The organism is Mycobacterium sp. AZCC_0083 (assembly GCF_014202335.1).
Classification (GTDB): domain Bacteria; phylum Actinomycetota; class Actinomycetes; order Mycobacteriales; family Mycobacteriaceae; genus Mycobacterium.
In genome coordinates, this window is the sequence record NZ_JACHGP010000009.1 from 38,485 (window position 1) to 61,667 (window position 23,183).

At 67.0% G+C, this 23,183-nt stretch carries 19 protein-coding genes; 11 read left to right on the plus strand and 8 right to left on the minus strand.

The genetic code is table 11. From position 1 onward, the window contains the following. Positions 1–9 precede the first annotated feature (9 nt). The 5 genes from HNP02_RS22315 (at position 10) to HNP02_RS22330 (ending at position 7,243) form a co-directional block, all read left to right on the plus strand. Positions 10–2,316, plus strand: a complete 2,307-nt coding sequence (locus HNP02_RS22315) for a molybdopterin guanine dinucleotide-containing S/N-oxide reductase (protein WP_184442674.1) — start codon at positions 10–12, stop codon at positions 2,314–2,316. A 256-nt stretch (positions 2,317–2,572) separates the two neighbouring features. Next, positions 2,573–4,996, plus strand: a complete 2,424-nt coding sequence (locus HNP02_RS22320) for a bifunctional diguanylate cyclase/phosphodiesterase (RefSeq protein ID WP_184442675.1) — start codon at positions 2,573–2,575, stop codon at positions 4,994–4,996. 40 nt (positions 4,997–5,036) lie between these two features. Then, positions 5,037–5,264: a hypothetical protein gene (locus HNP02_RS42925; RefSeq protein ID WP_255506821.1), complete on the plus strand. Its 228-nt coding sequence runs from the start codon at positions 5,037–5,039 to the stop codon at positions 5,262–5,264. Beyond that, positions 5,261–5,530, plus strand: coding sequence for a hypothetical protein (locus HNP02_RS42930; RefSeq protein ID WP_255506822.1), 270 nt, complete (start codon positions 5,261–5,263; stop codon positions 5,528–5,530). The genes HNP02_RS42925 and HNP02_RS42930 overlap by 4 nt, the downstream gene beginning before the upstream one ends. Positions 5,531–5,629: 99 nt before the next feature. Beyond that, positions 5,630–7,243, plus strand: coding sequence for a hypothetical protein (locus tag HNP02_RS22330; protein ID WP_184442676.1), 1,614 nt, complete (start codon positions 5,630–5,632; stop codon positions 7,241–7,243). Here the strand turns inward: HNP02_RS22330 and hflX are convergent. From hflX to HNP02_RS22360, 6 genes are all read right to left on the minus strand, one after another. Continuing rightward, positions 7,240–8,664 (minus strand): GTPase HflX, encoded by a 1,425-nt coding sequence (hflX, locus tag HNP02_RS22335; protein ID WP_184442677.1) that lies wholly within the window; start codon positions 8,662–8,664, stop codon positions 7,240–7,242. The two genes, HNP02_RS22330 and hflX, sit on opposite strands and share 4 nt — an antisense overlap. A 51-nt stretch (positions 8,665–8,715) precedes the next feature. After that, positions 8,716–9,585: a diaminopimelate epimerase gene (dapF, locus tag HNP02_RS22340; RefSeq protein WP_184442678.1), complete on the minus strand. Its 870-nt coding sequence runs from the start codon at positions 9,583–9,585 to the stop codon at positions 8,716–8,718. Positions 9,586–9,637: 52 nt separating this feature from the next. Beyond that, on the minus strand, positions 9,638–12,487 hold the full coding sequence (locus HNP02_RS22345; protein WP_184442679.1) for a beta-mannosidase: 2,850 nt from the start codon (positions 12,485–12,487) through the stop codon (positions 9,638–9,640). 165 nt (positions 12,488–12,652) lie between these two features. Further along, on the minus strand, positions 12,653–13,570 hold the full coding sequence (gene miaA, locus HNP02_RS22350) for a tRNA (adenosine(37)-N6)-dimethylallyltransferase MiaA (RefSeq protein WP_184442680.1): 918 nt from the start codon (positions 13,568–13,570) through the stop codon (positions 12,653–12,655). Then, positions 13,567–14,253, minus strand: coding sequence for a hypothetical protein (locus HNP02_RS22355; RefSeq protein WP_184442681.1), 687 nt, complete (start codon positions 14,251–14,253; stop codon positions 13,567–13,569). The genes miaA and HNP02_RS22355 overlap by 4 nt, the downstream gene beginning before the upstream one ends. Positions 14,254–14,262: 9 nt before the next feature. Then, a complete protein-coding gene (locus tag HNP02_RS22360) occupies positions 14,263–15,150 on the minus strand; it encodes a DMT family transporter (protein ID WP_184442682.1) in 888 nt (295 codons plus the stop codon). Positions 15,151–15,315: 165 nt separating this feature from the next. On the opposite strand from HNP02_RS22360, the gene HNP02_RS22365 reads away from it, so the two are divergent. After that, on the plus strand, positions 15,316–16,632 hold the full coding sequence (locus HNP02_RS22365; RefSeq protein WP_184442683.1) for a DUF349 domain-containing protein: 1,317 nt from the start codon (positions 15,316–15,318) through the stop codon (positions 16,630–16,632). Here HNP02_RS22365 and HNP02_RS22370 read toward each other — a convergent pair. Both HNP02_RS22370 and miaB read right to left on the minus strand, forming a co-directional pair. Beyond that, on the minus strand, positions 16,629–17,219 hold the full coding sequence (locus tag HNP02_RS22370) for a hypothetical protein (protein WP_184442684.1): 591 nt from the start codon (positions 17,217–17,219) through the stop codon (positions 16,629–16,631). The two genes, HNP02_RS22365 and HNP02_RS22370, sit on opposite strands and share 4 nt — an antisense overlap. After that, positions 17,207–18,736, minus strand: coding sequence for a tRNA (N6-isopentenyl adenosine(37)-C2)-methylthiotransferase MiaB (miaB, locus tag HNP02_RS22375; protein ID WP_309241661.1), 1,530 nt, complete (start codon positions 18,734–18,736; stop codon positions 17,207–17,209). Before miaB ends, HNP02_RS22370 begins: the two co-directional genes overlap by 13 nt. 160 nt (positions 18,737–18,896) lie before the next feature. Here miaB and HNP02_RS22380 point away from each other — a divergent pair, with 160 nt between their 5' ends. The 5 genes from HNP02_RS22380 to HNP02_RS22400 all read left to right on the plus strand — a co-directional run bounded on the left by HNP02_RS22380 (position 18,897) and on the right by HNP02_RS22400 (position 23,177). Beyond that, the gene (locus tag HNP02_RS22380; RefSeq protein ID WP_184442982.1) at positions 18,897–19,625 is read left to right on the plus strand and encodes an amino acid ABC transporter ATP-binding protein; all 729 of its coding nucleotides are present in this window, start codon (positions 18,897–18,899) and stop codon (positions 19,623–19,625) included. 92 nt (positions 19,626–19,717) lie between these two features. Further along, positions 19,718–20,485, plus strand: a complete 768-nt coding sequence (locus tag HNP02_RS22385) for a glutamate ABC transporter substrate-binding protein (RefSeq protein ID WP_255506856.1) — start codon at positions 19,718–19,720, stop codon at positions 20,483–20,485. Positions 20,486–20,511: 26 nt separating this feature from the next. Then, entirely contained in the window at positions 20,512–21,192 is a 681-nt protein-coding gene (locus HNP02_RS22390; protein ID WP_184442687.1) for an amino acid ABC transporter permease, read from the plus strand. Next, positions 21,189–22,079, plus strand: a complete 891-nt coding sequence (locus tag HNP02_RS22395) for an amino acid ABC transporter permease (protein ID WP_184442688.1) — start codon at positions 21,189–21,191, stop codon at positions 22,077–22,079. Before HNP02_RS22390 ends, HNP02_RS22395 begins: the two co-directional genes overlap by 4 nt. Before the next feature lie 105 nt (positions 22,080–22,184). Beyond that, positions 22,185–23,177, plus strand: a complete 993-nt coding sequence (locus tag HNP02_RS22400) for a hypothetical protein (RefSeq protein ID WP_184442689.1) — start codon at positions 22,185–22,187, stop codon at positions 23,175–23,177. The last annotated feature ends 6 nt before the right edge of the window (positions 23,178–23,183 follow it).

Below are 23,183 nucleotides of genomic sequence, written 5' to 3' on the forward strand. Positions count from 1 at the left end.
ACTCGGCACATGGGCGAGGTTTCGACGTCATTGGCGCACTGGGGCGCGTTCGTCGCCGACGTACGGGACGGCGACATCGCCTCGGTGCGGGCCGATGACGGCGACGAAGACCCGTCACCGCTACTGGGCAACCTGCCAGGGTCGCTCCGGCACACGTCGCGGGTCACCGGCCCGGCGGTACGGCGCGGATGGCTGGACGACGGGCCAGGCCCCAGTTCGCGGCGCGGCGCCGACGAGTTCGTCGCAGTGTCGTGGGACGAACTCACCGAACTGCTGGCCGACGAGCTGCGCCGCATCGTCGACACCCACGGCAACCAGGCCATCTACGGCGGTTCCTACGGGTGGGCCAGCGCGGGCCGGTTCCACCACGCCCAAAGTCAAGTGCACCGCTTCCTGAAAATGCTTGGCGGATACACCTTCTCGCGACACTCCTACAGCCTCGGCGCCACTGGGGTGATCATGCCGCGGGTGGTCGGCACCCACGACGACCTGTTCAGGCGCTCCACCCAGTGGAGCGTCATCGCCGAGCACACCGATCTGCTGGTCTGTTTCGGCGGCGTCGGCGTGAAGAACTCCGCAGTGAACCCCGGCGGAACGACCGAACACCCGACCCGCAGTGCGCTGCAGAGGCTCCGCGACCGTGGCGGGCGGATCGTGTCCATCAGCCCGCTGCGCGACGACACCTCGGGTGATTGCGAGTGGTTGGCGCCACTTCCCGGTACCGACATCGCGATCATGCTCGCGCTGGCTCACGTGCTGGCCGTCGAGGGACTCGCCGACCGGAAGTTCCTCGGTACCCACTGCACCGGCTATGACCGCTTCGAGCGCTACTTGCTCGGCACCGACGACGGAGTGCCGAAGTCACCGCAGTGGGCGGCCGACATCAGCGGACTGTCGGCCGACGACATCGTGACGTTGGCCCGGCGGATGGCCGCGCAGCGCACCATCGTGATGGTGAGTTGGTCACTGCAGCGCGTTCGCTACGGCGAGCAGGCACCGTGGATGGGGCTGGTGCTCGCCGCGATGCTTGGCCAGATCGGCGTTCCCGGAGGAGGTTTCGGCCACGGCTACGGCTCGCAGAACGAGCTGGGCATGGCGCCACTGCGCTGTCCGCTGCCGACCTTCCCACAGGGTGCGAATCCCGTCACGACCTTCATTCCGGTGGCGGCCGTCAGCGACATGCTTCTGCACCCCGGCGAGGATTTCGACTACAACGGGCGGCGGTTGACCTATCCCGACGTCAAATGCGTGTACTGGGCCGGCGGCAACCCGTTTCATCACCACCAGAACATCCCTCGCCTGCGCCGGGCGCTGACGCGTCCGGACACCATCGTCGTGCACGACCCGTACTGGACGGCGATGGCCAAGCACGCCGACATCGTCGTGCCGTCCACCACGGCGTACGAACGCGACGACTACTCGGGCTCGCGCAACGACCCGGTGCTGATGGCCATGCCCGCGTTGGCCGAGCCGTACGCGGAGTCGCGCGACGACTACACCACCTTCGCGGCGCTGGCGCACCGACTCGGCTTCGGCGACCAGTTCACCGAGGGCCGCACCGCCCGTCAGTGGTTGGAGCACATGTACGAGAAGTGGTCCACCAATCTGGATTTCGACGTACCGCTCTTCGAGGACTTCTGGCGTGCTGGCCGTTTGCGACTGCCAACCGAAACCGGACTTACCCTGCTCGCCGACTTCCGGGCCGACCCGGTGACCCACCGGCTGGGTACCCCGAGCGGCCGCATCGAGATCTTCTCGTCCGACATCGACGGGTTCGGCTACGACGACTGCGCGGGTCACCCGAAGTGGTACGAGCCCACCGAATGGCTGGGCGGTGAGCGCGCGACCGCCTATCCGCTGCACCTACTGGCCAACCAGCCAGCCACCCGCCTGCACAGTCAGCTCGACGGCGGAGGCACCAGTCAGAAATCGAAAGTCGCTGGGCGCGAGCCGATCCGGATCCATCCCACCGATGCGGCCGGACGGGATCTGGCCGACGGTGACGTGGTGCGCGTGTTCAACGACCGCGGCGCCTGCCTGGCCGGCGTCGTGATCGACGACCGATTGCGACCCGGGGTCGTGCAACTGTCGACGGGCGCCTGGTACGACCCGGAGGACCCTGCCGACCCCGATTCACTGTGCGTACACGGCAATCCCAACGTGCTGACCGCCGACGTCGGTACGTCGGCGCTGGCGAAGGGCTGCACGGGCGCGCACGTGCTGGTGCAGGTGGAAACGTTCACCGGTCCGCTTCCGCCGGTGCGCGCGCATGAGCCACCGAGGATCCGGATGCGCCACGACATGGCTGCCGATTAACCCACACCCGGGTGCACGCAAACTTTGGGGCTTGCCAAATGCTGTCGACGACGAATGCGCTGGGATTTGGTTGCCAAAATCGACAGGTTCCGACCAAGTCGTTCTCTGTTACGGCACCCGCCCGCCAATGTTCCCCGCGGGGAACATTGCTCATAACTCATGCGTAGCGCTGATGTAGGGTACTCACACCGACACAGTTTGGGCTCGAGATGCTAGTTACTTCGGCCCGTTTGGGGGCGACGTGCGGATTTGCCAGATGATCGCAGCCATCGTTGCGTTGATACCGAAGACCGTCAGGCCGCTGCCACCTGATCCGAATGAGGCGCGGGCGAGCCGACAATGGCGCCGACCAGCGCAATTCGCCCTGCTGTCGATCATCGCAACGTTTCTGTGCACGACATTGCCTCCAATTCGTGGGGACCGCGATTACTCGTGGTGGATCGACGGGATCTGGCAGAACCTCGCCCTGGGCGCTGCCGCGGCGCTATGCCTGGTACGGATTCGTCCGTGCAGCCCCGATCGGCGCGTCTGGCAGCTTGTCGCGGCAGCCTTGGCGTGCCAGGCGCTTGCGAACACCTACTGGTCCTGGTTCGTCCATCAGATCGTCCCGGAACCCTTCCCAACAGTGGCGGATGCGCTGTGGCTGGCGTTCTACCCGTGCGTCTTCCTCGCAACGGTGTTGCTCGTGCGATCTCGGGTCGCCCAGTTCCCATTGAGCGTCGGGTTGGACGGACTCTTGGTGGGATTGGGAACCGCCTCGGTCACGTCTGCGCTCGTGCTACCCCCGGTGTTGTCAGGATTGAGCGGCAGTGTCGCCGCGATGGCGACGAATCTTTCCTATCCGATGCTGGACATCCTGCTGTTGGCCACCATCCTTGCCGCGTGTGCGCTGTTCCGGTGGCACCCGCCGCCGGGTTTGTTGTGGCTCGGTCTGGGGTTGGCAATGACCCAAGTCCTGGATTCGGCCTATGCGATTCAAGTGGCCGAGGACAGCTACTGGTCGGGCGGGTTCCTCGACGCGGGGTGGGTCGTCGCAGCCACCGTCACCGCGTTGGCGGCTGGGCGGCATCGCCGGCCCTCAATCGCCCGTGTTCCGCGCGCAGTGTCCTTGGCCTTACCGATCCTGGCCACCTACTTGGGCCTCTTCATTCTGATACTCGACGACTACATCAAAGTGACACCGGCTGCGACGTATTTCGCGCTCGCTACGGTGCTGGCGTCGATGGGCCGCATACTGGCCGCATACTGGGAGTCGGGTCCCTCGGGCGAGCACGCCTATCTGGCGCGGACCGACGACCTGACCGGGCTACCCAATCGACGCGGCTTCTATGCCCGAGCGGGCCTGTTGCTACCCGGCAAGGGCCACGGAGTCAGTGGATTGCGTTCGCCGGCACTGCTGCTTTTGGATCTCGACCACTTCAAGGACGTCAACGACTCGCTGGGCCACGCCGCAGGAGACAAACTGCTGTGTGTCATCGCCGCACGGTTGAACGCCAGCCTGCGCGACGAGGACCTGCTCGTCCGCCTCGGCGGTGATGAGTTCGCCGTGCTCCTGCCCGACGCCGACGTCGCGGGCGCAACCCAGGTGGCAATCAGGTTGTGCACCGTTGTGGAAGAACCGGTGCCGCTGGAAGGCCTGCGGGTACAGGTCGCGGGCAGTATTGGCATTGCGATCAGCCCGACGCACGGCCATGACGTCGGCACGATGCTTCGCCACGCTGACATCGCGATGTATCGCGCTAAACGGCAGCAGGTCGGCTATCTGCTCTACACCCCGGAAGTCGCAGGCGATGGATCGCTCGAAACCACCCGCGCTGGAATGCGGCTGCTCGACCAACTGCGTACTGCGGTGGTGAAACGCGAACTGTGCGTGCACTATCAGCCGAAGGTCGATATGCGATCGGGCGCAATCGTCGGCGTGGAAGCCCTGGTCCGTTGGGATCACCCAGAGCGTGGACTGATGGCACCGGAACATTTCCTTCCCACGGTGCAACAGAACGGTCTCATGCACGCGATGACGATGGCCGTTCTCGATCAGGCACTCGACGGCGCCGCGCACTTGCGTGAACGCGGTTTCCCGCTGCCCGTTGCGGTAAATCTGTTCCCGCCAAGTCTCGAAGATCTCGATCTGCCGCTGCGGATCGCAGACGCGTTGTCCCGCCGCGACCTGAGCCCGGGTCTACTGGTCGTAGAAATCACCGAAGACTTCCTCCTTGGCAACCTGATCCGTGCCCTCAAGGTGCTCGATGACCTGCACGCGTTGGGCGTCCGCATCGCCATCGATGATTTCGGCACGGGCTATTCGGCGTTGTCGTATTTGCGTGAGCTACCCATTGATGAGGTCAAGCTCGACCGTTCCTTCATCGCACCGATCACCGCGGATCTCCGCGCGGCGGCAATCGTCCGCACGGTGATCAATCTCGCTGACACCCTGGGTCTGACGGTGGTGGCGGAAGGCGTCGAGAACCACGAAACGGCGGTAGCCCTTGCCTCCTACGGCTGCACCGTGGCACAGGGTTACTTCTGCGGTCGGCCGATGCCCATCGCCGAACTACTCGAATATGTCGCCGCGGCCCCGGCGATGCTGTCGGTCGACGCGGCTCGCGAAGGTCGCCTCGATTACGCCGACATCCTCGGCTGCGACGATCTCGAAGCGAGACTAATCGGCCGCGTCCGCTGACAGAGACGCTGCAACAGGATAGGCACCGGTGCGCAGCCCCATGACAGAAACCATCGGGGTAGCCGAGCTCGGCCGGACCATCATCTTCTCGTTCGACGACATGATCCGCTACCACGGCCCGGGGTCACCAGCCGGCGTCGCGGTCGCGTTCAAGGCGATGCAGCGCGCATTCGACCTGCTCTCCCCGACGCACGACCCGAGCGTCGTTCGATCATCGTGCGCACCGCGTTTCGCGGTCCTGGCGCACGGGACGGATTCGAGGCGGTGACGCGCGCGGTCGCCGACGGCCGCTACACCGTGGACCGCACGTTGCTCCGCGCTGACCGGGGACGGCTGGTGGAGGACTTCGTGTTCGAGATCGGCACCGGGGTGACGCTTCTGCTGCGCGACGGCTTCGTCACCGAGGAGTTCATCGATCTGGCCAGGACCGACGACCGCACCGATGCACAGGAGCGCCGCCTCGTCGGGCTGAAAGCACAACTGGCGCAACGGGTCATGGCAACACCCGCGGCCGAGGTCTTCGAGCTGGCGTAGCGTCGCGCACGTCGCACGACTGTGCGGGTTTTGCGCGGATCTCGGCTGTTTTTTTGCACACATCCCCCACAGTCGGCGACGACTGGTGATACTCAGGCGATGGGCCTTCGGGATATGTACGCCAAACGCCTGCAAAAGAAGTGGGACCAGAAGTCGCCAGAGGAGCAGGCGGCCATCGAGGCGGAGATGGCGCAGCGGTACGAGGCGAACATGGCCCGCGTCGCCACGGGCACCGACCTGGCGGATGCGGAGTGGGAACGGTCGCGGGCCGAGCACCAGGCGCGGCTCGATGCCGAGGTGCTCGGTGGTCCCGCAGGCGCTTACTTCTGGGGCACGGTCCCCGACGCAATCAAGCCGAGCGAGGCGGCCCGCAATCCCCCAAGCATCCGAGACGAACTCAAGAACTCGCTCCGCGATCTCAAGGAGACCGCCTACAACCTCGCAGACCCGAAGGCGCTGTTGGGAATCGGCAGCGAATTCGGTCCCGACCTCGATCCCGAGCAACGCAGCCAGATCGTCGAGAGCGAGCGCGCGGCCCGCGAAGACGCCCGGCGCCCGTACCTGGCCCCGCATCGCACGACACCGGTGCTGACCCGGATCGCCACCCGCGGCAGCGCCCAGTTCCAGGATCTCGCCGACCATCTCGCCCGGTCCGGGCTCGCAGCCCGACCCGATCTGGTCTTCGGCGTGTACCGCGTGCCGGACCGGCTCGACCCGAAGATGCCTGGCACCGAGGCAGGGCGGGTGGTCGAGTGGGACATCGTGCATATGGGAGTGCACACACCGTCGTCACCGCTCCCTCCTGCGGCGCCGCCACGCCGCGATCGGTTCGACGGCGAGGCACGCTGGGCGAGCCGCCGCAAGGGCGATCCTTCGGTGCTCGACGAGGATCTGGCGCTGGCCTGGATGACGGGTGCGGACATCCAACCCGGCCAGTGCCTCGGCATCGCCCGCGAGGTCGTCATGCAGGGGTCCGACAGCTGGTTCGGCGGCGACGAGCTGAGCAGCGAGTCCGCCGACGTCTACGCAAGGGTGCAGGGCGTCAGCGTGATTCACACCGCGGGCGCAACCCCACCGCCAACGGGCCCGATCGCCGTCCCCTTCGACGGTGTCACGGGCACGCACGTGGAGGTGCTCAACTGGTCAGCCGTCGCGGTGGCCGTTCATCCACGGCCACAACGACTTCCGGAAGCCCCGTCACCGTTTCCCTATCTGCCGTCGACGCCGCAGGAGGTGCTGGTGGCCTACCTCGAGATCGTCGGCATCCGGCCTGCGGACTGCTTCGGGGCGGCGGTGACCATCGATCGCTTCGTCGAGTGCCGCGAAATCCTCAACGTCAAGGAGGATCAGATCTCGTTGGCGCACCTGAAGCTGACCGACGCGGCCAAACTGCCCTGTGCGGACGGCACGTACCGACGCCGACTGCATTCCGGCACCAGGGTCGTGATCACCTACCGCGACAGCCCGGCCTACGCGGAGGGTCGCCAGCGCTGGGTGAACTATCAGCGCAACGTGTTGTTCGCCCGGCTACAGCAGAAGACCTACACCCGGCGCACGATCGCCGACGCCTACGACGATCTCGGCGCCGTCGGCAGCGCGCTGCGACGGATCGAAGGGTTCGACAACGCGGTCGAACGGATCTCGAGTCTGCGCTCGAATGACCCGGCCTACATACGCTTCCGGGATCAGGCGCGGTACTGCATGCCGCTCTAGAACGTTGCGAAGTCGCGGAGGCTGGCAGCCAGCGGAACCGGCACCCGCGCCTTGATGCGCGTGCCCTCGTCGGTGTGCTCGGTCGCATCGATCCGCCCGTCGGCGTGCATTCGCGCAACGAGATCGCCGCGGTCGTAGGGAATGGTGACGTCCACGGTCGCGTCTCTGGGCACGACGAGCTCGCCCATCCGGCTGCGTAGCCGGTCGAGGCCGTCGCCGGTGTGGGCCGAGATGAACACGGCGTCCGGCAACTCGCGCCGCAGCTGGGCCAGCACCAAACCACTTGCCGCGTCGGTCTTGTTGACCACCAACAGTTCCGGCGGCGGCGCGATGTCGTACTCCCGGATCACGTCGTTGACGACTTGACGCACCGCGTTGACCTGAGCCAGCGGGTTGACGTCCGAACCGTCGATCACGTGCACCAACAGTTCGGCGTCGACGACCTCCTCCAGCGTCGAGCGGAACGCCTCGACCAACTGTGTGGGTAGATGTCGCACGAAGCCGACGGTATCGGTCAGCACGAAGGGCCGTCCGTCGTCGAATTGCCCACGGCGCGTGGTGGGTTCGAGCGTGGCGAACAACGCGTTCTCGACGAGCACGCCAGCGCCGGTGAGTGCGTTGAGCAGGCTGGACTTGCCCGCGTTGGTGTAGCCGACGATCGCGATCGACGCCACGTCGCTCTGCAGCCGGCGGCCCCGCTGGGTATCGCGGATCTTCTTCATGTCCTTGATCTCGCGCCGCAGCTTGGACATGCGCTCGCGAATCCGGCGGCGGTCGGTTTCGATCTTGGTCTCGCCGGGTCCGCGCGTGCCAACGCCACCGCTGCTGCCGCCTGCGCCGCCACCCTGGCGCGACATCGACTCACCCCAGCCGCGCAGCCTTGGCAGCATGTACTGCATCTGCGCAAAGGCGACCTGCGCCTTGCCCTCCGCGGACGTGGCGTGCTGGGCGAAGATGTCGAGGATCAGGGCGGTGCGGTCGACGACCTTGACCTTGACCGCCTTCTCCAGCGCGTTGAGCTGCCCTGGAGTCAGCTCGCCGTCACAGATCACGGTGTCGGCGCCGGTGGCCGTCACGATCTCGCGCAGTTCGGCAGCCTTGCCGGAGCCGATGTAGGTGGACGCATCCGGCTTGTCACGCCGCTGGATCAGCCCTTCGAGCACCTCTGAGCCCGCCGTCTCGGCAAGGGCGGCCAGTTCGGCGAGGCTGGCCTGGGCGTCGGCCGCGCTCCCATCGGTCCAGATACCAACCAGGACAACGCGTTCCAGGCGCAGCTGGCGGTACTCGACCTCTGAGACGTCGGTGAGCTCGGTCGATAGGCCGGCCACGCGGCGCAGTGCCGCGCGGTCTTCGAGTGCGAGTTCGCCGACGCTCGGAATGGAGCGGTGGTCGTCGGACCTAGTGTTGTTGTGTTCAGTCATATGTGGTTTCCGATGGTGTCACGGCGGGACCCACGTATGCATCCGAATAAATCACGCGTGGGCTTGCCACCAAGCATCTGAGATGTCGCCGTCCGCAACGAGCATCGACGGCCCGCGCAGGAAACTGGTGGCATCGGTGACGGTGACGTCGACCTCGCCGCCGGGGATCCGCACCCGCAACGTGCCCGTGGAGTCCCCCCGATGGTGCAGTGCGGCGACCGCGGCGGCCACCGTGCCGGTTCCGCAGGAACGGGTCTCACCGACGCCACGCTCGTGCACCCGCATCGACACCGCACCGTCGACCGGCGTGGTGAGCACCTCGACGTTGACGCCGTCGGGGAACTGCGCGGAGTCGAACCGAACGGGCGCTGCCACGTCGAGTGCGCGCAGGTCGGCGGCCGTGAGTGTCGGGTCGACGCACGCCAGGTGCGGGTTGCCCACGTCGACGGCCAAGCCGGTGAATTCGCGCCCGCCCACGACCGCGGAGCCGGTGCCGACCTGGTTGGCCTTGCCCATCTCGACGGTGACGTCGGCTGCCAGCGGATTCACCGAGTGCAGCACGACTGGACGCGGACCTGCTAGCGAGCCCACCACGAACTCGTCGCGGCCCTCGAGTCCGGAGGCGCGCAGGTAGTGCGCGAAGACCCGGACACCGTTGCCGCACATCTGCGCGAGCGATCCGTCGGCGTTGCGGTAGTCCATGTACCAGTCGCCGGCCTGCACGCCCTCCGGCAGGCGGTCGAACACGCCAGCGGTCAGTGCGGCGCCGGCCGTCGTCACGCGCAGCACGCCGTCGGCACCGAGTCCCTGCCGACGGTCGCACAGCGCGGCCACCGCGGGGGGTGCCAGCGCAATGCGGGCGTCGAGGTCGGGAAGCAGCACGAAGTCGTTCTGCGTGCCGTGCCCCTTGGCGAACTTCACCTGATCAGGATACGTCCGATCCGTGTGGTGCGGTTTTGTCCCAAGGACTCGATCATTGGTTGGCTCTCGCCACGATCTGATCGGTGTTGAGCCCGCCGACGCTGACCAGCGGTTCAGCCCCGCCAAGGTCGGCTGCCTTGTAGGTGGCGGTCAGCGTCTGCGATTCGCCCGGCCACAACGTGACGTCGTTGTCGTCCCACGTTGCCTTGGCGAGCTGATTGTCACCGGAGGCGACCACGCCGTCCGACGTCCCACGGCGCACGTCGGCGCGCAGGAAGAACGCGACCGCCGGGGTCGTCGACGTGTTCGTCACGGTGACCGTGGTGACGGTGTCGTCGCCGTTGGGTCCGGGCCCCGGCTTCGTCGTCGCGACGGCGCCGAACTGCGACTTCGGCAGATTGCGCAGGCCTTGGAGATTGCCGTACTGCGAAAGCGTCGCCTGTGGGTTGCCGAGGGTCTTGGTCCAGTCGACCACGTCCTTCTGGGTGGACAGCCAGTAGACATTGCGGTCGACGATCTTGCCGTCCTGTTTGAGTTGCAGGTCGACGAAGTACACCTGGGCCGGGGCGGGTGAATTCGTCTCGGCGGGCACCTTCGGTGTGAGAACACCGGTCTTGACGCCCTGGCCGTCGAGGCTGATGTCGGCGGAAGTCTGGTCGTCGAGCACCTTGCCCGCGGTGTCGTAGACCTTGGCCTGCACCGAGAGCCCGGATTGCGTTGCAGCCCCGAGGTTGTCGACGGTCACCTGGCCGTTGTCGTAACCGTAGATCGCGTGCAGCGGCTTGTTGGCCTTCTGCGCGCCGAAGTACGCGCCCGCCTGATCGCCGTCGTCGTTGTACAGCGACCACAGCAGCGTTGGCCAGCCCTTGTTGAGCATCCAGTAGACGACGCCGGTCGACGGGTTGGTCTCGTCCGTCGAGTGGTGCAGGAAGGATTCGAACTGCGAGCGGGTGTTCTCGTAGTTCGCGATCTGCGCGAGTTGGACGTAGGACTCCAGAGAGTTCCATTGCCCGTAGCGCTGCGTGATCGCCGTGTCCAACGTGGCCAGCGTGCCGAACGCGTAGCCGCCGACGTCTGGTTCGAAGTTCGCGTGGTATTGGTTGTAAGTCGGCTCCTGCCACAGCTTCTGCTGCTCGACTGGTGACAAGAAGCGTCGGATCGAGTCAAGGGTGGGCACGGTGTGCCCTGCGCTTTGTTCGCTTGCAAAACCCCACGAACCACCGGCGTTGGTGCGGCTGTCGTCGGCGGGGTCGAAGTGCGAACTGTCGTACCAATAGGCGGGCGGCACCCCGTCGTACGGGCCCTCCTTCTCCCCGGCGTTCCCGAGCGTTGGCGTGCTCTTGTACTCCGCCGAGGCGGTCAGCGGCACTTGAAAGTCGGCCTCCTTGAACGCATTCAGCGTCTCGCTCTCCTGCCGCGGCACGGGCTCGTTGTCACTCCAGCCGTAGGTGAACACGCTCGGATGGTTGCGTTCCATGCGGGCGACGCCATTGGCCGAGTCGTGCATGATTCGATAGTCGCGCTCGGTCAGCGTGGACGCGTCCTCGGGCTGCCAGGCGTCGCAGCACAGGAACCCGCCGATCACCAACAGGCCGGCCCGGTCAGTCTGGTCGTAGAAGTCCTGCGGCATGTCGTGGCCCTCGAGCCGGACGCCGGACAGTCCCATGTTCTTGATCAGCGCGATTTGATGGGCGATGGCCGACTTGTCGTATCGCAGGAAGAGGTCCGGAGCGAACCCGCCGCCACGAAACACGAAGTCCTTGCCGTTGATCGAGAACTGCCGCGCACCTTCTGGCATCGCTGGTGACTTCCCGACCAGGCGGGAGCCGATCGTGCGGATACCGAAGGTGCTCGTCGAGGACGTGGAGACGACGTCGTTCTGCGAGACCGCAGTGTCGAGCGTGTACAGCGGCTGATCACCCATCGAGTAGGGCCACCACACCATGGGCTTGCTGATCTTCAGCGCACCGAAGGTCGCCGGATCGAAGGACACCGTCTGCGTCGTCTTCGCAGAAATCGTCACGGTCTGTGTGACGACGATCGGCTCGCCCGCCGGCGGCGTGACGGTCGCCTTGACGTCACCGGTCTGCGGGGCGTCGGCGTTGTTGGTGACGTCGAGCTTCACGGTCAGCGACGAACTCGACAGGTCGGCAGCGTTGTCCTGCACGACGTGAGCGTTGTCGCCGGTGAGCGCGTCGGATACCTGAAGCGTCGGCGGGAACTGAATGCCCGTGTTGTTGTCTGGCGGGATCTGGTTCCAGTCCACCTCGTCCAGCGTGAACATCTTCATCGGGTCGTTGGGATAGACCTTGATCGCCAGGGTGTTTGGCCCCGACGTCACCAGCTTGGTGACGTCGAAGGTGTGCGAGGCGAAGGCGCCGCTCACCACGTCCTTGGCGGCGACCTGCGTTCCGTTCAGCCAGACGTCGCCTTCACCGACGATGCCAGGGACCGTCAGTTTCGCGGTCTGGCCCGATGTGAACCCTGGCGTGAACTCGGTGCGATACCACCACGGGTCGGAGAAGGGTTTCGTGATGACGGGACCAAGCTTTTCGACGTAGCCGAAGCACTTGCGCATGTTGTCGGAGAAGTAGACGTCCGGGCACTTGTCGTTCTGCACCAGGGCGTTGATCTCGGTGCCGGGGGCGCCCGCGTCGTCGGGCTTCACCGGTAGCCAGGCGGAAGTCGAATAGCCGGGTTTCGACACCTTGCTTCCGTCATCCGGCACGCTCGCCGTCGTGAGCACCTGCCAGCCTTGCGCACCGATGATGTTCAGGCCCTGCGACTTTGCCGCTTCGGGCCCGTGCTGCTGACTGGTCCTGAACGTGATGACGACGACGAGCGCCAACACCAGCACCAGCGCGGCGCCGCAGGCAATCGCGATCTTCGACTTCTTGGTCATGCAGGCTCCTGTAGCTCGCTGTAGCCCGTTTAATTGTTAGGAAAGTTTCTTTACATATGCATTCGTAAGGATTCTTAACATAAAAAGTGGTCGCCCGGAAGCCCCACTCCGTAAAAAGCGCGAGATACCGCCCTCCGCCGGAGTGGCGAGCGCCAACACGCCGCCTTAGATCGGGAGCTCCCGCCACGCCCGAAGCGCCGCATCCACGTTGTTCTCCGCCGATCCGTCCAGCCAGTGGATGCGGTGATCGCGGCGGAACCACGACCGCTGGCGGCGCACGTAGCGCCGGGTTCCGATGAAGGTCCGCTCGCGCGCCTCGGCGAGTGCTGCGTCGCCACCGCCTGCGTCGAGCGCCTCGAGTACCTGCGCGTAACCCAGCGCCCGCGCCGCGGTGACGCCGTCGCGCAGGCCCTCATCGAGCAGCGCGGTGACCTCGCCGACCAGACCGTCGGCGAACATGGTGTCGGTGCGCAGCGCCAGGCGTTCGTCGAGAAGTGTGGTGTCCCAGTCCAATCCGACGATGACGGTGTTCCATCGCGGCGCGCCGATCGTCGGCGCCGACGCGGCGAACGGCTGGCCCGTCAACTCCACCACTTCCAGCGCGCGCACGATCCGACGCCCGTCGGTGGGCAGGATCGACGTGGCGGCCGCCGCGTCGACCCGGGCAAGTTCCTCGTGCAGGGCGCCCACGCCGACCTCGGCCAGGCGCTCCTCCCAGCGCGCGCGCACCTCCGGATCGGTCGCCGGGAACACCCAGTCGTCCAAGAGCGACTGCAGGTACAGCATCGAGCCGCCGACCAGAACCGGCACCGCTCCCCCGGCGGCAATGGCTTCGACGTCGGCGGCGGCCGCCTGCTGGTAGCGGGCCACGGTCGCGGTCTGCGTCACGTCGAGCAGGTCCAGTTGGTGGTGCGGGATGCCGCGACGTTCGGCAACCGACAGCTTGGCGGTGCCGATGTCCATCCCCCGATAGAGCTGCATGGCATCGGCATTCACGATCTCGCCGCCGACCCGCTCCGCCACGTCGAGGGCCAGCGCGGACTTCCCGGTGCCCGTCGGCCCAACGATCGCGATGGGCCTCATGGAATCCACACCCCTGCGAAGTACCCGACCCCGTACGGCGCCCCGCGGTACCACTCGCGGGCCGACACGGGCGCCGGTTGGGCCAGTCCCGCCAGCACCTGATAGGCGACCCGGCCGATCACACCGGCCGGCAGCGTGGCCAGCGCGGCCGTGTCACCGCAGGCCAGCGCATCGTCGAGGGCAGCCTGAACCGACGCCGAATCGGGGTCGTAGCCGCCAGGTGCAGTCGGGTCGAGCGTGTGGGCGCCGTCGGCGACCACCAGCACGCCGACCGCGTCGGCAGCCCCGTCGATCTCGGCGCGCAGGGTCCGACCGCGGGCCATCGCGGTATCCACCCCATGGTCGTGGGCATGGACCAGGACCTCGGCCCGCGCCCGAGGGCTGACCCGTCCCCGCACCCAGCCGGCGATGAGCGCACACAGCGGAAGGTCGGACGGCGCGCCGGAACCCCCTGGTGCCAGTGCGACGGGCACGTCGACGCCATACCCGGCGAACGTGCCGACCGCATCGGACGCGATGACCGCGTCGACTGATCCGACCCCGACGGCCACCCAGCGGTCAGGAAGCGCCGCTGCGGCACCGAATACGGCTTCGCGCAGGTCGGCCAGTTCATCGGCGGCACCGGACGCGAGCTCGGGCACCAGCACGGGCGGCGAAGGGATGATCGCGATGGCGCTCAGCACGAATCCACGCTAGCCACCGGTTCGTTCGGCGGCTTCGTCGGCGCCCATCGTCGCGGCCTCCCCGCGCGCGAGGGCTGCCGTGGCCACCACCATCACCGTGACGGCCACCGCCAGCGTGAACCATCCGGCCTCGCCAGGGCGCAACGCCTCGCCGAGCACCACGACGCCGAGCACCGACCCCACGATCGGCTCGGTGATGGTCATGGTGGGCAGCGAGGCGGTGAGCGCGCCTGCCCGGAACGACGCCTGCTGCCAGGCGGTGCCCGCGACGGCCACCGCCACCCAGGCGTACAGCTCCGGCGTCTTCAGCACGGTCACGATGCCTTCGTCCAGACGGTCGACGACTCCCTTGGTGAGCACCGCGAACAGCCCCCACAGCACCCCGGACACGATCGCCAGCAGCACCGCGCTCACGGGCCCGGAGAAGATCCTCGCGCCGACCACACAGGCCAGGAGCGCGGGGCCGAGCACCAACAACACCAAGGTCCAGGTCTCGAACGACGCACGCGAGTGACCTTCCGTCGGGTTGCCGACCACCACGATCACCACGACCGCTGCGGCCAGCAGCGCAGCCCATACCCACTGGAAGCGGCTGACCGGGCGATGCATCAGCCTGGCGTTGATGGGCAACGCGAACAGCAGCGACGTCACCAGCACGGCCTGCACCAGCAGCACCGACCCGAAGCCGAGCGCCGCCGCCTGCAGGGCGAATCCGGCACCGGACACCGCGCTGCCGAGCCACCACTGACGGTCCTTCAGCAGCCGGGTGAACAGGCCGAGCGAGCTGACCTGTTCGTCGGTGACGTCGTGCGCCGACTGCTGATGTATGACGTCGCCGACCGCGATGAAGAAGGCCGCACCGAGCGCCAGCAGGGCGGCGATGTCCGCCTTGTCCACCTGCGACCTCCCATTCGTTGCAGCCGAGCCTAGGCAACTGCTCAGTCAAAGGCGTGCGCACGCCGCACGGCGACCTGTTTCAATAGCGTGCGAGAGCGTTAGATGGCGCCGCGTTGCGCGGCAGGAGCGGGGGTTAGCCCCCGCGGAGGGCACGAGGATACGAATATGACCACCAGCGAGTCAGGCGAGGCACCCAAGCCCACCCCCCGACCAGGACCACCGCGGCCCGCCCCGAGGCCCGGCGGCCGACCCCCGGTCGTGGCCGTGGTCACCGCCGACCCGCATCGATTCGGCCGCGTCGACCCGGACGGCACCGTCTGGCTGATCACCTCCGCGGGCGAACGTCAGATCGGGTCGTGGCAGGCCGGCGACAACGAGGCGGCCTTCGCGCACTTCGGTCGCCGCTACGACGACCTGCACACCGAGGTCGCGCTGATGGAGGGGCGCCTGGCGGCCGGCACCGGCGACGCGCGCAAGATCAAGTCCGCGGCGGCCCAGATTGCCGAGAGCCTGCCGACCGCGTCGGTGCTCGGTGACGTCGACGCGCTCGCTGCCCGGCTGACCGCAATCGTCGACCAGGCCGACGCCAGCGCCCTTGAGGACCGGGCCCGGCGCGACGAGCACCGCGCCGCGCAGACCGCCCACAAGGAGGCATTGGCCGTCGAGGCCGAGACCATCGCCGCCGAGTCCACTCAGTGGAAGTCCGCGGGCGACCGGCTGCGCGAGATCCTCGACGAGTGGCGCACGATCACGGGGTTGGACCGCAAGACCGACGACGCGCTCTGGAAGCGGTACTCGGCGGCGCGTGAGACGTTCAACCGGCGGCGCGGGTCGCACTTCGCCGAACTCGACCGTGAGCGGGTCGGCGCGCGCCAGGCCAAGGAGGCCCTGTGCGAACGCGCTGAGGCGCTTTCCGACTCGACCGACTGGGGCCCCACCGGCGCGACGTTCCGCGACCTCCTGACGGAGTGGAAGGCCGCGGGACGGGCGTCCAAGGAAGTCGACGACGCATTGTGGGCGCGGTTCAAGGGCGCCCAGGACAAGTTCTTCTCGGCCCGCAACGCCACCAACGCCGAGCGCGACGCCGAATTCGGTGCCAACGCCGACGCGAAGCAGACGCTGCTCGCCCAGGCGGAGGCCATCGACAGCACCGATCCGGACGCCGCGCGCGCGGCGCTGCGGGCGATCGAGGACAAGTGGGACGCCATCGGCAAGGTGCCCCGCGAACGCGGCGCCGAGCTCGAGCGTCGACTACGCGTCGTGGAGAAGCGGATTCGCGACGCGGCATCGACCGGCTGGACGGATCCGGAGGCACAGGCCAGGGCCGACCAGTTCCGGGTTCGGGCCGAGCAATACGAGCAGCAGGCCGTCAAGGCCGACGCCGCTGGCCGCACCAAGGACGCCGAGCAGGCGCGGGCGAACGCCACGCAGTGGCGGGAATGGGCCGAGGCGGCGGTCGAGGCGCTCGGCAAGAAGCGCTAGGCCGGACCGGGGTTGTCGCCGTTGTCGTCCAGCAGCCCCTTGGGCTGCCGTTCGGCGACGTACCTGCGGCGCTCCTCCTCGGCCGCCAGCTGCACCGCCGTGCGCGACCACACCGCGCGCGCCCAGTGGAAGGTCAGCAGGATCACCGCGATCCAGGCCACGATCAGGCCGATGCCAGGTCCCGGGTGCGCCGTGCCGACCGTCTGACGGGACCACACGGCCAGCATCCCCAGCGGGCACGCCACCGCCGATCCGGCAAGGGCGATCCATGCGACGGCCCAGCGCCGGGTCAGCAGGGCCAGTATCGAGAAGCCCACGCTGAACACCAGGACCAGCCAGACGAACACGCGCGAGGGCAGGGCTATCGCGGCCTGGATGGCCGCGTCGTCGCCTGCCAGAACGTCGATCCCCTTGGCACCACCGGTGTGCGGGAGGACGAACGACGCCAGGATGACGAACACCAGGATCGCGACCACCAGTGCCCGCGACCCTGGGTCGATTTCGCGTGCGACGCGGCGCTCGGCGTCCTCGATGTCGCCCTTGAAGTCGTCGAAGTCCGGTGCGTTGCGGTCGGTCACAGGGCGCACCCCGTCGTCACCGGTCGAGCGGGTGGTGCTCCCACCGCTGGCATGCCGAGGCCGACGTTGGTGGTCACGCGACGCCCCGCCTCGTGTGCGTCGCCCGCGCGGGTCCGCCGATGGTCGGAGATGTCGGCGTCGGCGATCAGGTGATGCGGCGCGGCAGCGGTCACCGTGGTGGTGACGACGTCGCCGGGCCGGATGTCGCGGCCGCCAGGCGCGAAGTGCACCAGTCGGCCGTCACGGGCCCGGCCCGACATCCGCGCGGTGCTGGCGTCCTTGCGTCCCTCGCCGGTGGCCACCAGGAGTTCGACGGTCGAGCCCACCTTGGCGAGGTTCTCCTCCCAGGAGATTCGCTCCTGCAGGTCGACAAGGCGCATATAACGCTCCTGCACAACGGCTTTGGGCAGTTGGTCGGGTAACTCCGCCGCCGGTGTGCCCGGTCGCTTGGAGTACTGGAAGGTGAAGGCCGTGGCGAACCGGGCTCGCTCCACGACGTCGAGCGTTGCCGCGAAGTCCTCTTCGGTCTCGCCGGGAAATCCAACGATGAGGTCAGTGGTGATGGCGGCGTTCGGGATCGCGGCGCGGACCCTGTCGATGATGCCGAGGTAGCGCTCGGCGCGGTAGGAACGGCGCATCGCCTTCAGGATCCGGTCCGATCCGGACTGCAGCGGCATGTGCAGCGTCGGGCAGACGTTGGGGGTGACCGCCATGGCTTCGATGACGTCGTCGGTGAACTCGGCCGGATGCGGCGAGGTGAACCGCACCCGCTCCAGTCCTTCGACCCGCCCACACGCTTTCAGCAACTTCGCGAATGCGCCGCGGTCACGCGGAATGTCGGGGTCGGCGAACGATACGCCGTACGCGTTCACGTTCTGCCCGAGCAGGGTGACCTCGAGAACGCCCTGATCGACCAACGACTGCACCTCGGCGAGAACGTCGCCGGGTCGCCGGTCGACCTCCTTGCCGCGCAGCGCGGGCACGATGCAGAACGTGCAGGTGTTGTTGCACCCCACCGAGATGGAAACCCATGCGGCATAGCTGGATTCCCGCGCGGCGGGCAGCGCCGACGGGAATTCCTGCAACGCTTCGAAGATCTCGACCTGGGCGACCTTGTTGTGCCGAGCGCGTTCAAGCAGCGTCGGCAGTGAGCCGATGTTGTGCGTGCCGAACACGACGTCGACCCACGGTGCCTTCCGCAGCACCGCATCGCGGTCCTTCTGCGCAAGGCACCCACCGACGGCGATCTGCATGTCGGGGTTGGCCTCCTTGCGGGGCACCAGGTGACTGATGTTGCCGTACAGCTTGTTGTCGGCGTTCTCCCGCACGGCGCAGGTGTTGAACACCACGACGTCGGCATCGACACCGTCGGCGGCGCGGCGGTAACCTGCCTCCTCCAGCAGGCCCGCGAGCCGCTCGGAGTCGTGCACGTTCATCTGGCAGCCGTAGGTCCGGACCTGATAGGTGCGCGCGTCGCGTCGGTCGTCGGCGGTGGCCGGCGCCTCGCGCGTCACCGTGGAAGTCACGGACCAATGGTACGGGCGGGCAAGAGCAGACCCAATTCCGTCAAATGTGCCGGATTGCCGAGAGCCCGGCGAGCTGAACGTTACCTGGGTAGTGTCTGAGCGCATGAGCGATGGCGGGGGGGCTGCCGCACCCAGCGATACGACGCGCGATGCCGGTCCGATGGTCTCAATCCAGGGCGTCAACAAGCACTTCGGCAGCTTGCACGTGCTCAAGGACATCAACCTGACGGTGGACCGCGGGCAGGTCATCGTCGTGCTTGGGCCGTCCGGGTCCGGCAAGTCGACGTTGTGCCGCACCATCAATCGCCTCGAGACCATCGACTCCGGCACCATCGCGATCGACGGTGAGGTGCTGCCGGCCGAGGGACGCAAGCTCGCGCAGCTGCGATCCGACGTCGGGATGGTGTTCCAGTCGTTCAATCTGTTCGCGCACAAGACGATCGTGGATAACGTCACGCTGGCGCCGGTCAAGGTACGCAAGGTCGCCAAGGACAAGGCCCGCGAGAAGGCCATGGAGTTGTTGGAGCGCGTCGGCGTCGCCAACCAGGCCGACAAGTATCCGGCTCAGCTCTCCGGCGGCCAGCAGCAGCGGGTGGCGATCGCCCGGTCACTCGCGATGAACCCGAAGGTGATGCTGTTCGACGAGCCGACCAGCGCACTGGACCCCGAGATGATCAGCGAGGTGCTGAACGTGATGACGGGCCTCGCCGCGGACGGGATGACCATGCTGGTGGTGACTCACGAAATGGGCTTTGCACGGGGTGCCGCCCACCGCGTCGTGTTCATGGCCGACGGGGCAATCGTCGAGCACGCGGCACCAGAAGACTTCTTCTCCAATCCGAAATCCGACCGCGCCAAGGACTTCCTCGGCAAGATCCTCAACCACTGATGTCCCGTCGAAAGGAAACGACTGTGCCTTCTGCCAGGCCTTCACGCACCAAATCCGCCCTACGATTCGCCGCCGTGGCGCTCGCCGTCGCAATGCCGTTCTCGCTGGCCGCCTGTGGCGGCGGAGGCAGCGGTGGCGGCGGCGACACGATCGTCATCGGAACCAAGTTCGACCAGCCGGGTCTTGGACTGAAGAACCCGGACGGCACGATGAGTGGCTTCGACGTCGACGTCGCGAAGTACGTCGCCAAGGAGCTGGGCTTCGCCGAGGACAAGATCGAGTGGAAGGAATCGCCGTCGGGGCAGCGTGAGACGCTGATCCAGAACGATCAGGTCAAGTTCATCGCGGCCACCTACTCGATCACCGACGCCCGCAAGGAGAAGGTCGACTTCGCCGGGCCCTACCTGATCACCGGCCAGAGCCTGTTGGTCAAGGCGGACAACACCGACATCACCGGCGCCGAGTCACTGCAGAACAACAAGAAGTTGTGCTCCGTTTCGGGTTCGACGCCCGCGCAGCGCATCAAGGACAAGTACCCCGGCGTGCAGCTGCAGCAGTACGACACCTATTCGGCCTGTGTCGAGGCGCTGAAGAACGGCGCAGTCGACGCGGTGACCACCGACGAAGTGATCCTGGCCGGCTACGCGGCGCAGAGCCCCGGGACGTTCAAGGTGGTCGGCGGGACGTTCTCGGAGGAGCGCTACGGCATCGGCCTCAAGAAGGGCGATACCGAACTGAAGACCAAGATCAACGACGCCATCACCAAGATGGAGAAGGACGGCGCCTGGAAGACGGCGTTCGACAAGAACCTCGGACCCGCGGGCATCACGGCGCCGACGCCGCCGACGGTCGACAAGTAGCCGACGAGTAAACGAGCCGCACTGACGTGTTGCACTTCGGTGACAACGCCTACGACCTCGTCGGGGCGTTCTGGACCACGATCCAGCTGACGTTCCTGTCGGCGATCGGGGCGCTCATTCTTGGCACCCTGCTGGCCGCGATGCGGCTATCGCCGGTGCCGATGCTCGCCTGGCTCGGTACGGCCTACGTCAACGTGGTGCGCAACACGCCGCTGACCCTGATCCTGCTGTTCTGTTCGTTTGGTCTGGCAGGGACGCTGGGGATCACGCTGGTGGACAGGAATTCGCCGACGTCGATCGACGACAGCAACTTCCGGCTCGCGGTGCTGGGGTTGTCGGTCTACACGGCGGCATTCGTGTGCGAGACGGTTCGATCGGGCGTCAACACCGTTCCGCTCGGGCAGGCGGAGGCGGCGCGATCGCTGGGCTTTACGTTCAGCCAGAACCTGCGAATCGTGCTGCTGCCACAGGCCTTTCGTTCGGTGTTGATTCCGCTCGGTTCGGTGCTGATCGCGTTGACGAAGAACACCACGATCGCCTCGGCCATCGGGGTGGCGGAGGCGGCGCTGTTGATGAAGGCGATGGTCGAGAACCAGGCCGCTCTGCTGCTGATCAGCGGTATCTTCGCCGCCGGGTTCGTCGTCCTGACGTTGCCGATGGGGTTGTTGTTCGGTTGGCTCGGCAAACGGCTGGCGGTGGCGAGATGACCGGGTCATCGGTTCTGTTCGACGCACCAGGACCGCGGGCGCTGATCCGCAACCGCATCATCAGTGTGGTGGCGGTGGTCCTGACCCTGCTGGCGCTCTGGGTGGTGTACTCGAAGTTCGAGGCCAAGGGCCAACTGACGGCCGCGAAGTGGGAGCCGTTCCTCACCGCCAACCTGTGGAAGACCTATCTGCTGCCGGGCATCCAGGGCACGCTGACCGCCGCCGCGGTGTCGATCGTGCTTGCGCTAGTGCTCGGCTTCCTCCTCGGCGTCGGCAGACTGTCCCATCAACCGGTGATCAGTTGGTTCTGTGCGGTGTTCGTGGAGTTCTTCCGCGCGGTGCCCGTGCTGATCATGATGATCTTCGCCTACTTCCTCTACGCGCAGTACGACGTCGTCCCGTCGAAGTACCTTGCACTCGCCGGCGTGATCACCGGCCTCACGCTCTACAACGGTGCGGTGATCGCCGAGATCGTCAGGTCGGGCGTCAACGCCTTGCCGAAGGGACAGGCGGAGGCCGCGTCCGCGCTCGGCCTTCGCTGGGGCCAGACCATGCGGGCCATCCTGCTGCCGCAGGCGGTCACGTCGATGCTGCCGGTGCTGATCTCGCAGCTGGTGGTCGTGCTCAAGGACACCGCAATCGGCTACCAGATCACGTTCCTCGAGATGGTCCGGCAGGGCACCAACGTCGGTGCTGCATACAGCAACTACATCCCTGCGCTGACCGTCGTCGCGTTGTTGATGATCGCCGTCAACTTCACGCTGTCGAGTTTCGCGACACGGGTGGAGCGCAGGCTACGACGGTCGAAGCGTGGTCCGGAACCGCTCCACGCGGACGCACCGGTCACGCAGGGTTCGTTCGGCGCAGGCGCCGGCGGCACCATCTGACCCCGGAGCGTTGAACCCGGCGCGCTCCCGGTTCGTGTCCTAAGTGGTTCGCGCGATATCGCGCGTGACCGGATGACCAGCTGACGCACTCAATGGGGAGTTGCCATGATTGGGATCATTCGTTCGTGCCTGACGTCTGGAGTTGCGGTGCTCGGGGCCAGCACCCTGGTCGTCGCGCCCGTCGCCCCGCCCCCCACCCGGCCTGAACCGCCGCCCGTCGCACTGGCGGCGCTCACTCAACCGCTGGCAGCGCCAACGACGGTGGCATCGATTCAGCCGTTCGATCTGGTGGGTCAACAGGTGGGCTTCCACGTCGGCTTCGTCACGGATTTCGTCGTGACCGGGGCGCAGCTCGTCGCCCGCCAGATCCCGATACCCGGGACCCTGCTACAAGACATCCAGAACGGCACACCCCTTCCCGTCGCGGTCGGCCGGGCCCTGCAGACCTTCGCCGACGTCGAAATCGACGCGGGCCGCGAATTGGTCGGTTTCGCAACGGAGTACGTGAACTTCCAGCTCGACTTCCTGTCGAAGGTGATACGAGACGTCATGGCCACCGTCAGTAGCACCACCATCGCCTTCGCGGCCTTCGCGGCAGGCGTCGTCGGGCAGTTGGTGACCTCGGTGGCCGCAGGCCTGACGGCAGCGTCGACGCAGGCCGAGCCCGCCAGCGCGGAGCCCGTCTCGGTCGGAGCCGCGCCGGCATCCACGCGCCAGACCACGTCGCAGGCAGCGACCGAACGGCGGTCCGACGACGGGGTCGTCGACACCGCGAAGGGTTCGACGAAAGTCGCCTCCACCGCCGAGAACCCCATGACGGAGCAGCCGAAGAAGCCGGCAATATCGGTGGTCGAGGCCGTCGAGGCACCTGACACCGTCACGGATTCGACAGTCAGCGCTCAAGGCGGAGTCAGAAGCGCCACCACGGATCGCGACGGCGTGACGCAGGCCAACAAGGGTGGCGCTGATGAAGCACGCTCCAAGCCCGATGCGGCACCTGAAGACAAGGGCGACACCGGCAACGCGCATCAGAAAGACAGCGCACCCCAGAAGGACAAGGCGCCTCAGAAGGACTCGGCCACCAACCAGAAACCCTGATCTGCA

What these genes read in the sequence shown, in the direction of transcription:
- HNP02_RS22315 (WP_184442674.1), top strand. Translation starts at nt 10, where the DNA reads ATGGGCGAGGTTTCGACGTCATTGGCGCACTGGGGCGCGTTCGTCGCC.
- HNP02_RS22320 (WP_184442675.1), top strand. Translation starts at nt 2,573, where the DNA reads ATGATCGCAGCCATCGTTGCGTTGATACCGAAGACCGTCAGGCCGCTG.
- HNP02_RS42925 (WP_255506821.1), top strand. Translation starts at nt 5,037, where the DNA reads ATGACAGAAACCATCGGGGTAGCCGAGCTCGGCCGGACCATCATCTTC.
- HNP02_RS22330 (WP_184442676.1), top strand. Translation starts at nt 5,630, where the DNA reads ATGGGCCTTCGGGATATGTACGCCAAACGCCTGCAAAAGAAGTGGGAC.
- hflX (WP_184442677.1), bottom strand. Translation starts at nt 8,664, where the DNA reads ATGACTGAACACAACAACACTAGGTCCGACGACCACCGCTCCATTCCG.
- HNP02_RS22345 (WP_184442679.1), bottom strand. Translation starts at nt 12,487, where the DNA reads ATGACCAAGAAGTCGAAGATCGCGATTGCCTGCGGCGCCGCGCTGGTG.
- miaA (WP_184442680.1), bottom strand. Translation starts at nt 13,570, where the DNA reads ATGAGGCCCATCGCGATCGTTGGGCCGACGGGCACCGGGAAGTCCGCG.
- HNP02_RS22365 (WP_184442683.1), top strand. Translation starts at nt 15,316, where the DNA reads ATGACCACCAGCGAGTCAGGCGAGGCACCCAAGCCCACCCCCCGACCA.
- HNP02_RS22380 (WP_184442982.1), top strand. Translation starts at nt 18,897, where the DNA reads ATGGTCTCAATCCAGGGCGTCAACAAGCACTTCGGCAGCTTGCACGTG.
- HNP02_RS22385 (WP_255506856.1), top strand. Translation starts at nt 19,718, where the DNA reads ATGCCGTTCTCGCTGGCCGCCTGTGGCGGCGGAGGCAGCGGTGGCGGC.
- HNP02_RS22395 (WP_184442688.1), top strand. Translation starts at nt 21,189, where the DNA reads ATGACCGGGTCATCGGTTCTGTTCGACGCACCAGGACCGCGGGCGCTG.
- HNP02_RS22400 (WP_184442689.1), top strand. Translation starts at nt 22,185, where the DNA reads ATGATTGGGATCATTCGTTCGTGCCTGACGTCTGGAGTTGCGGTGCTC.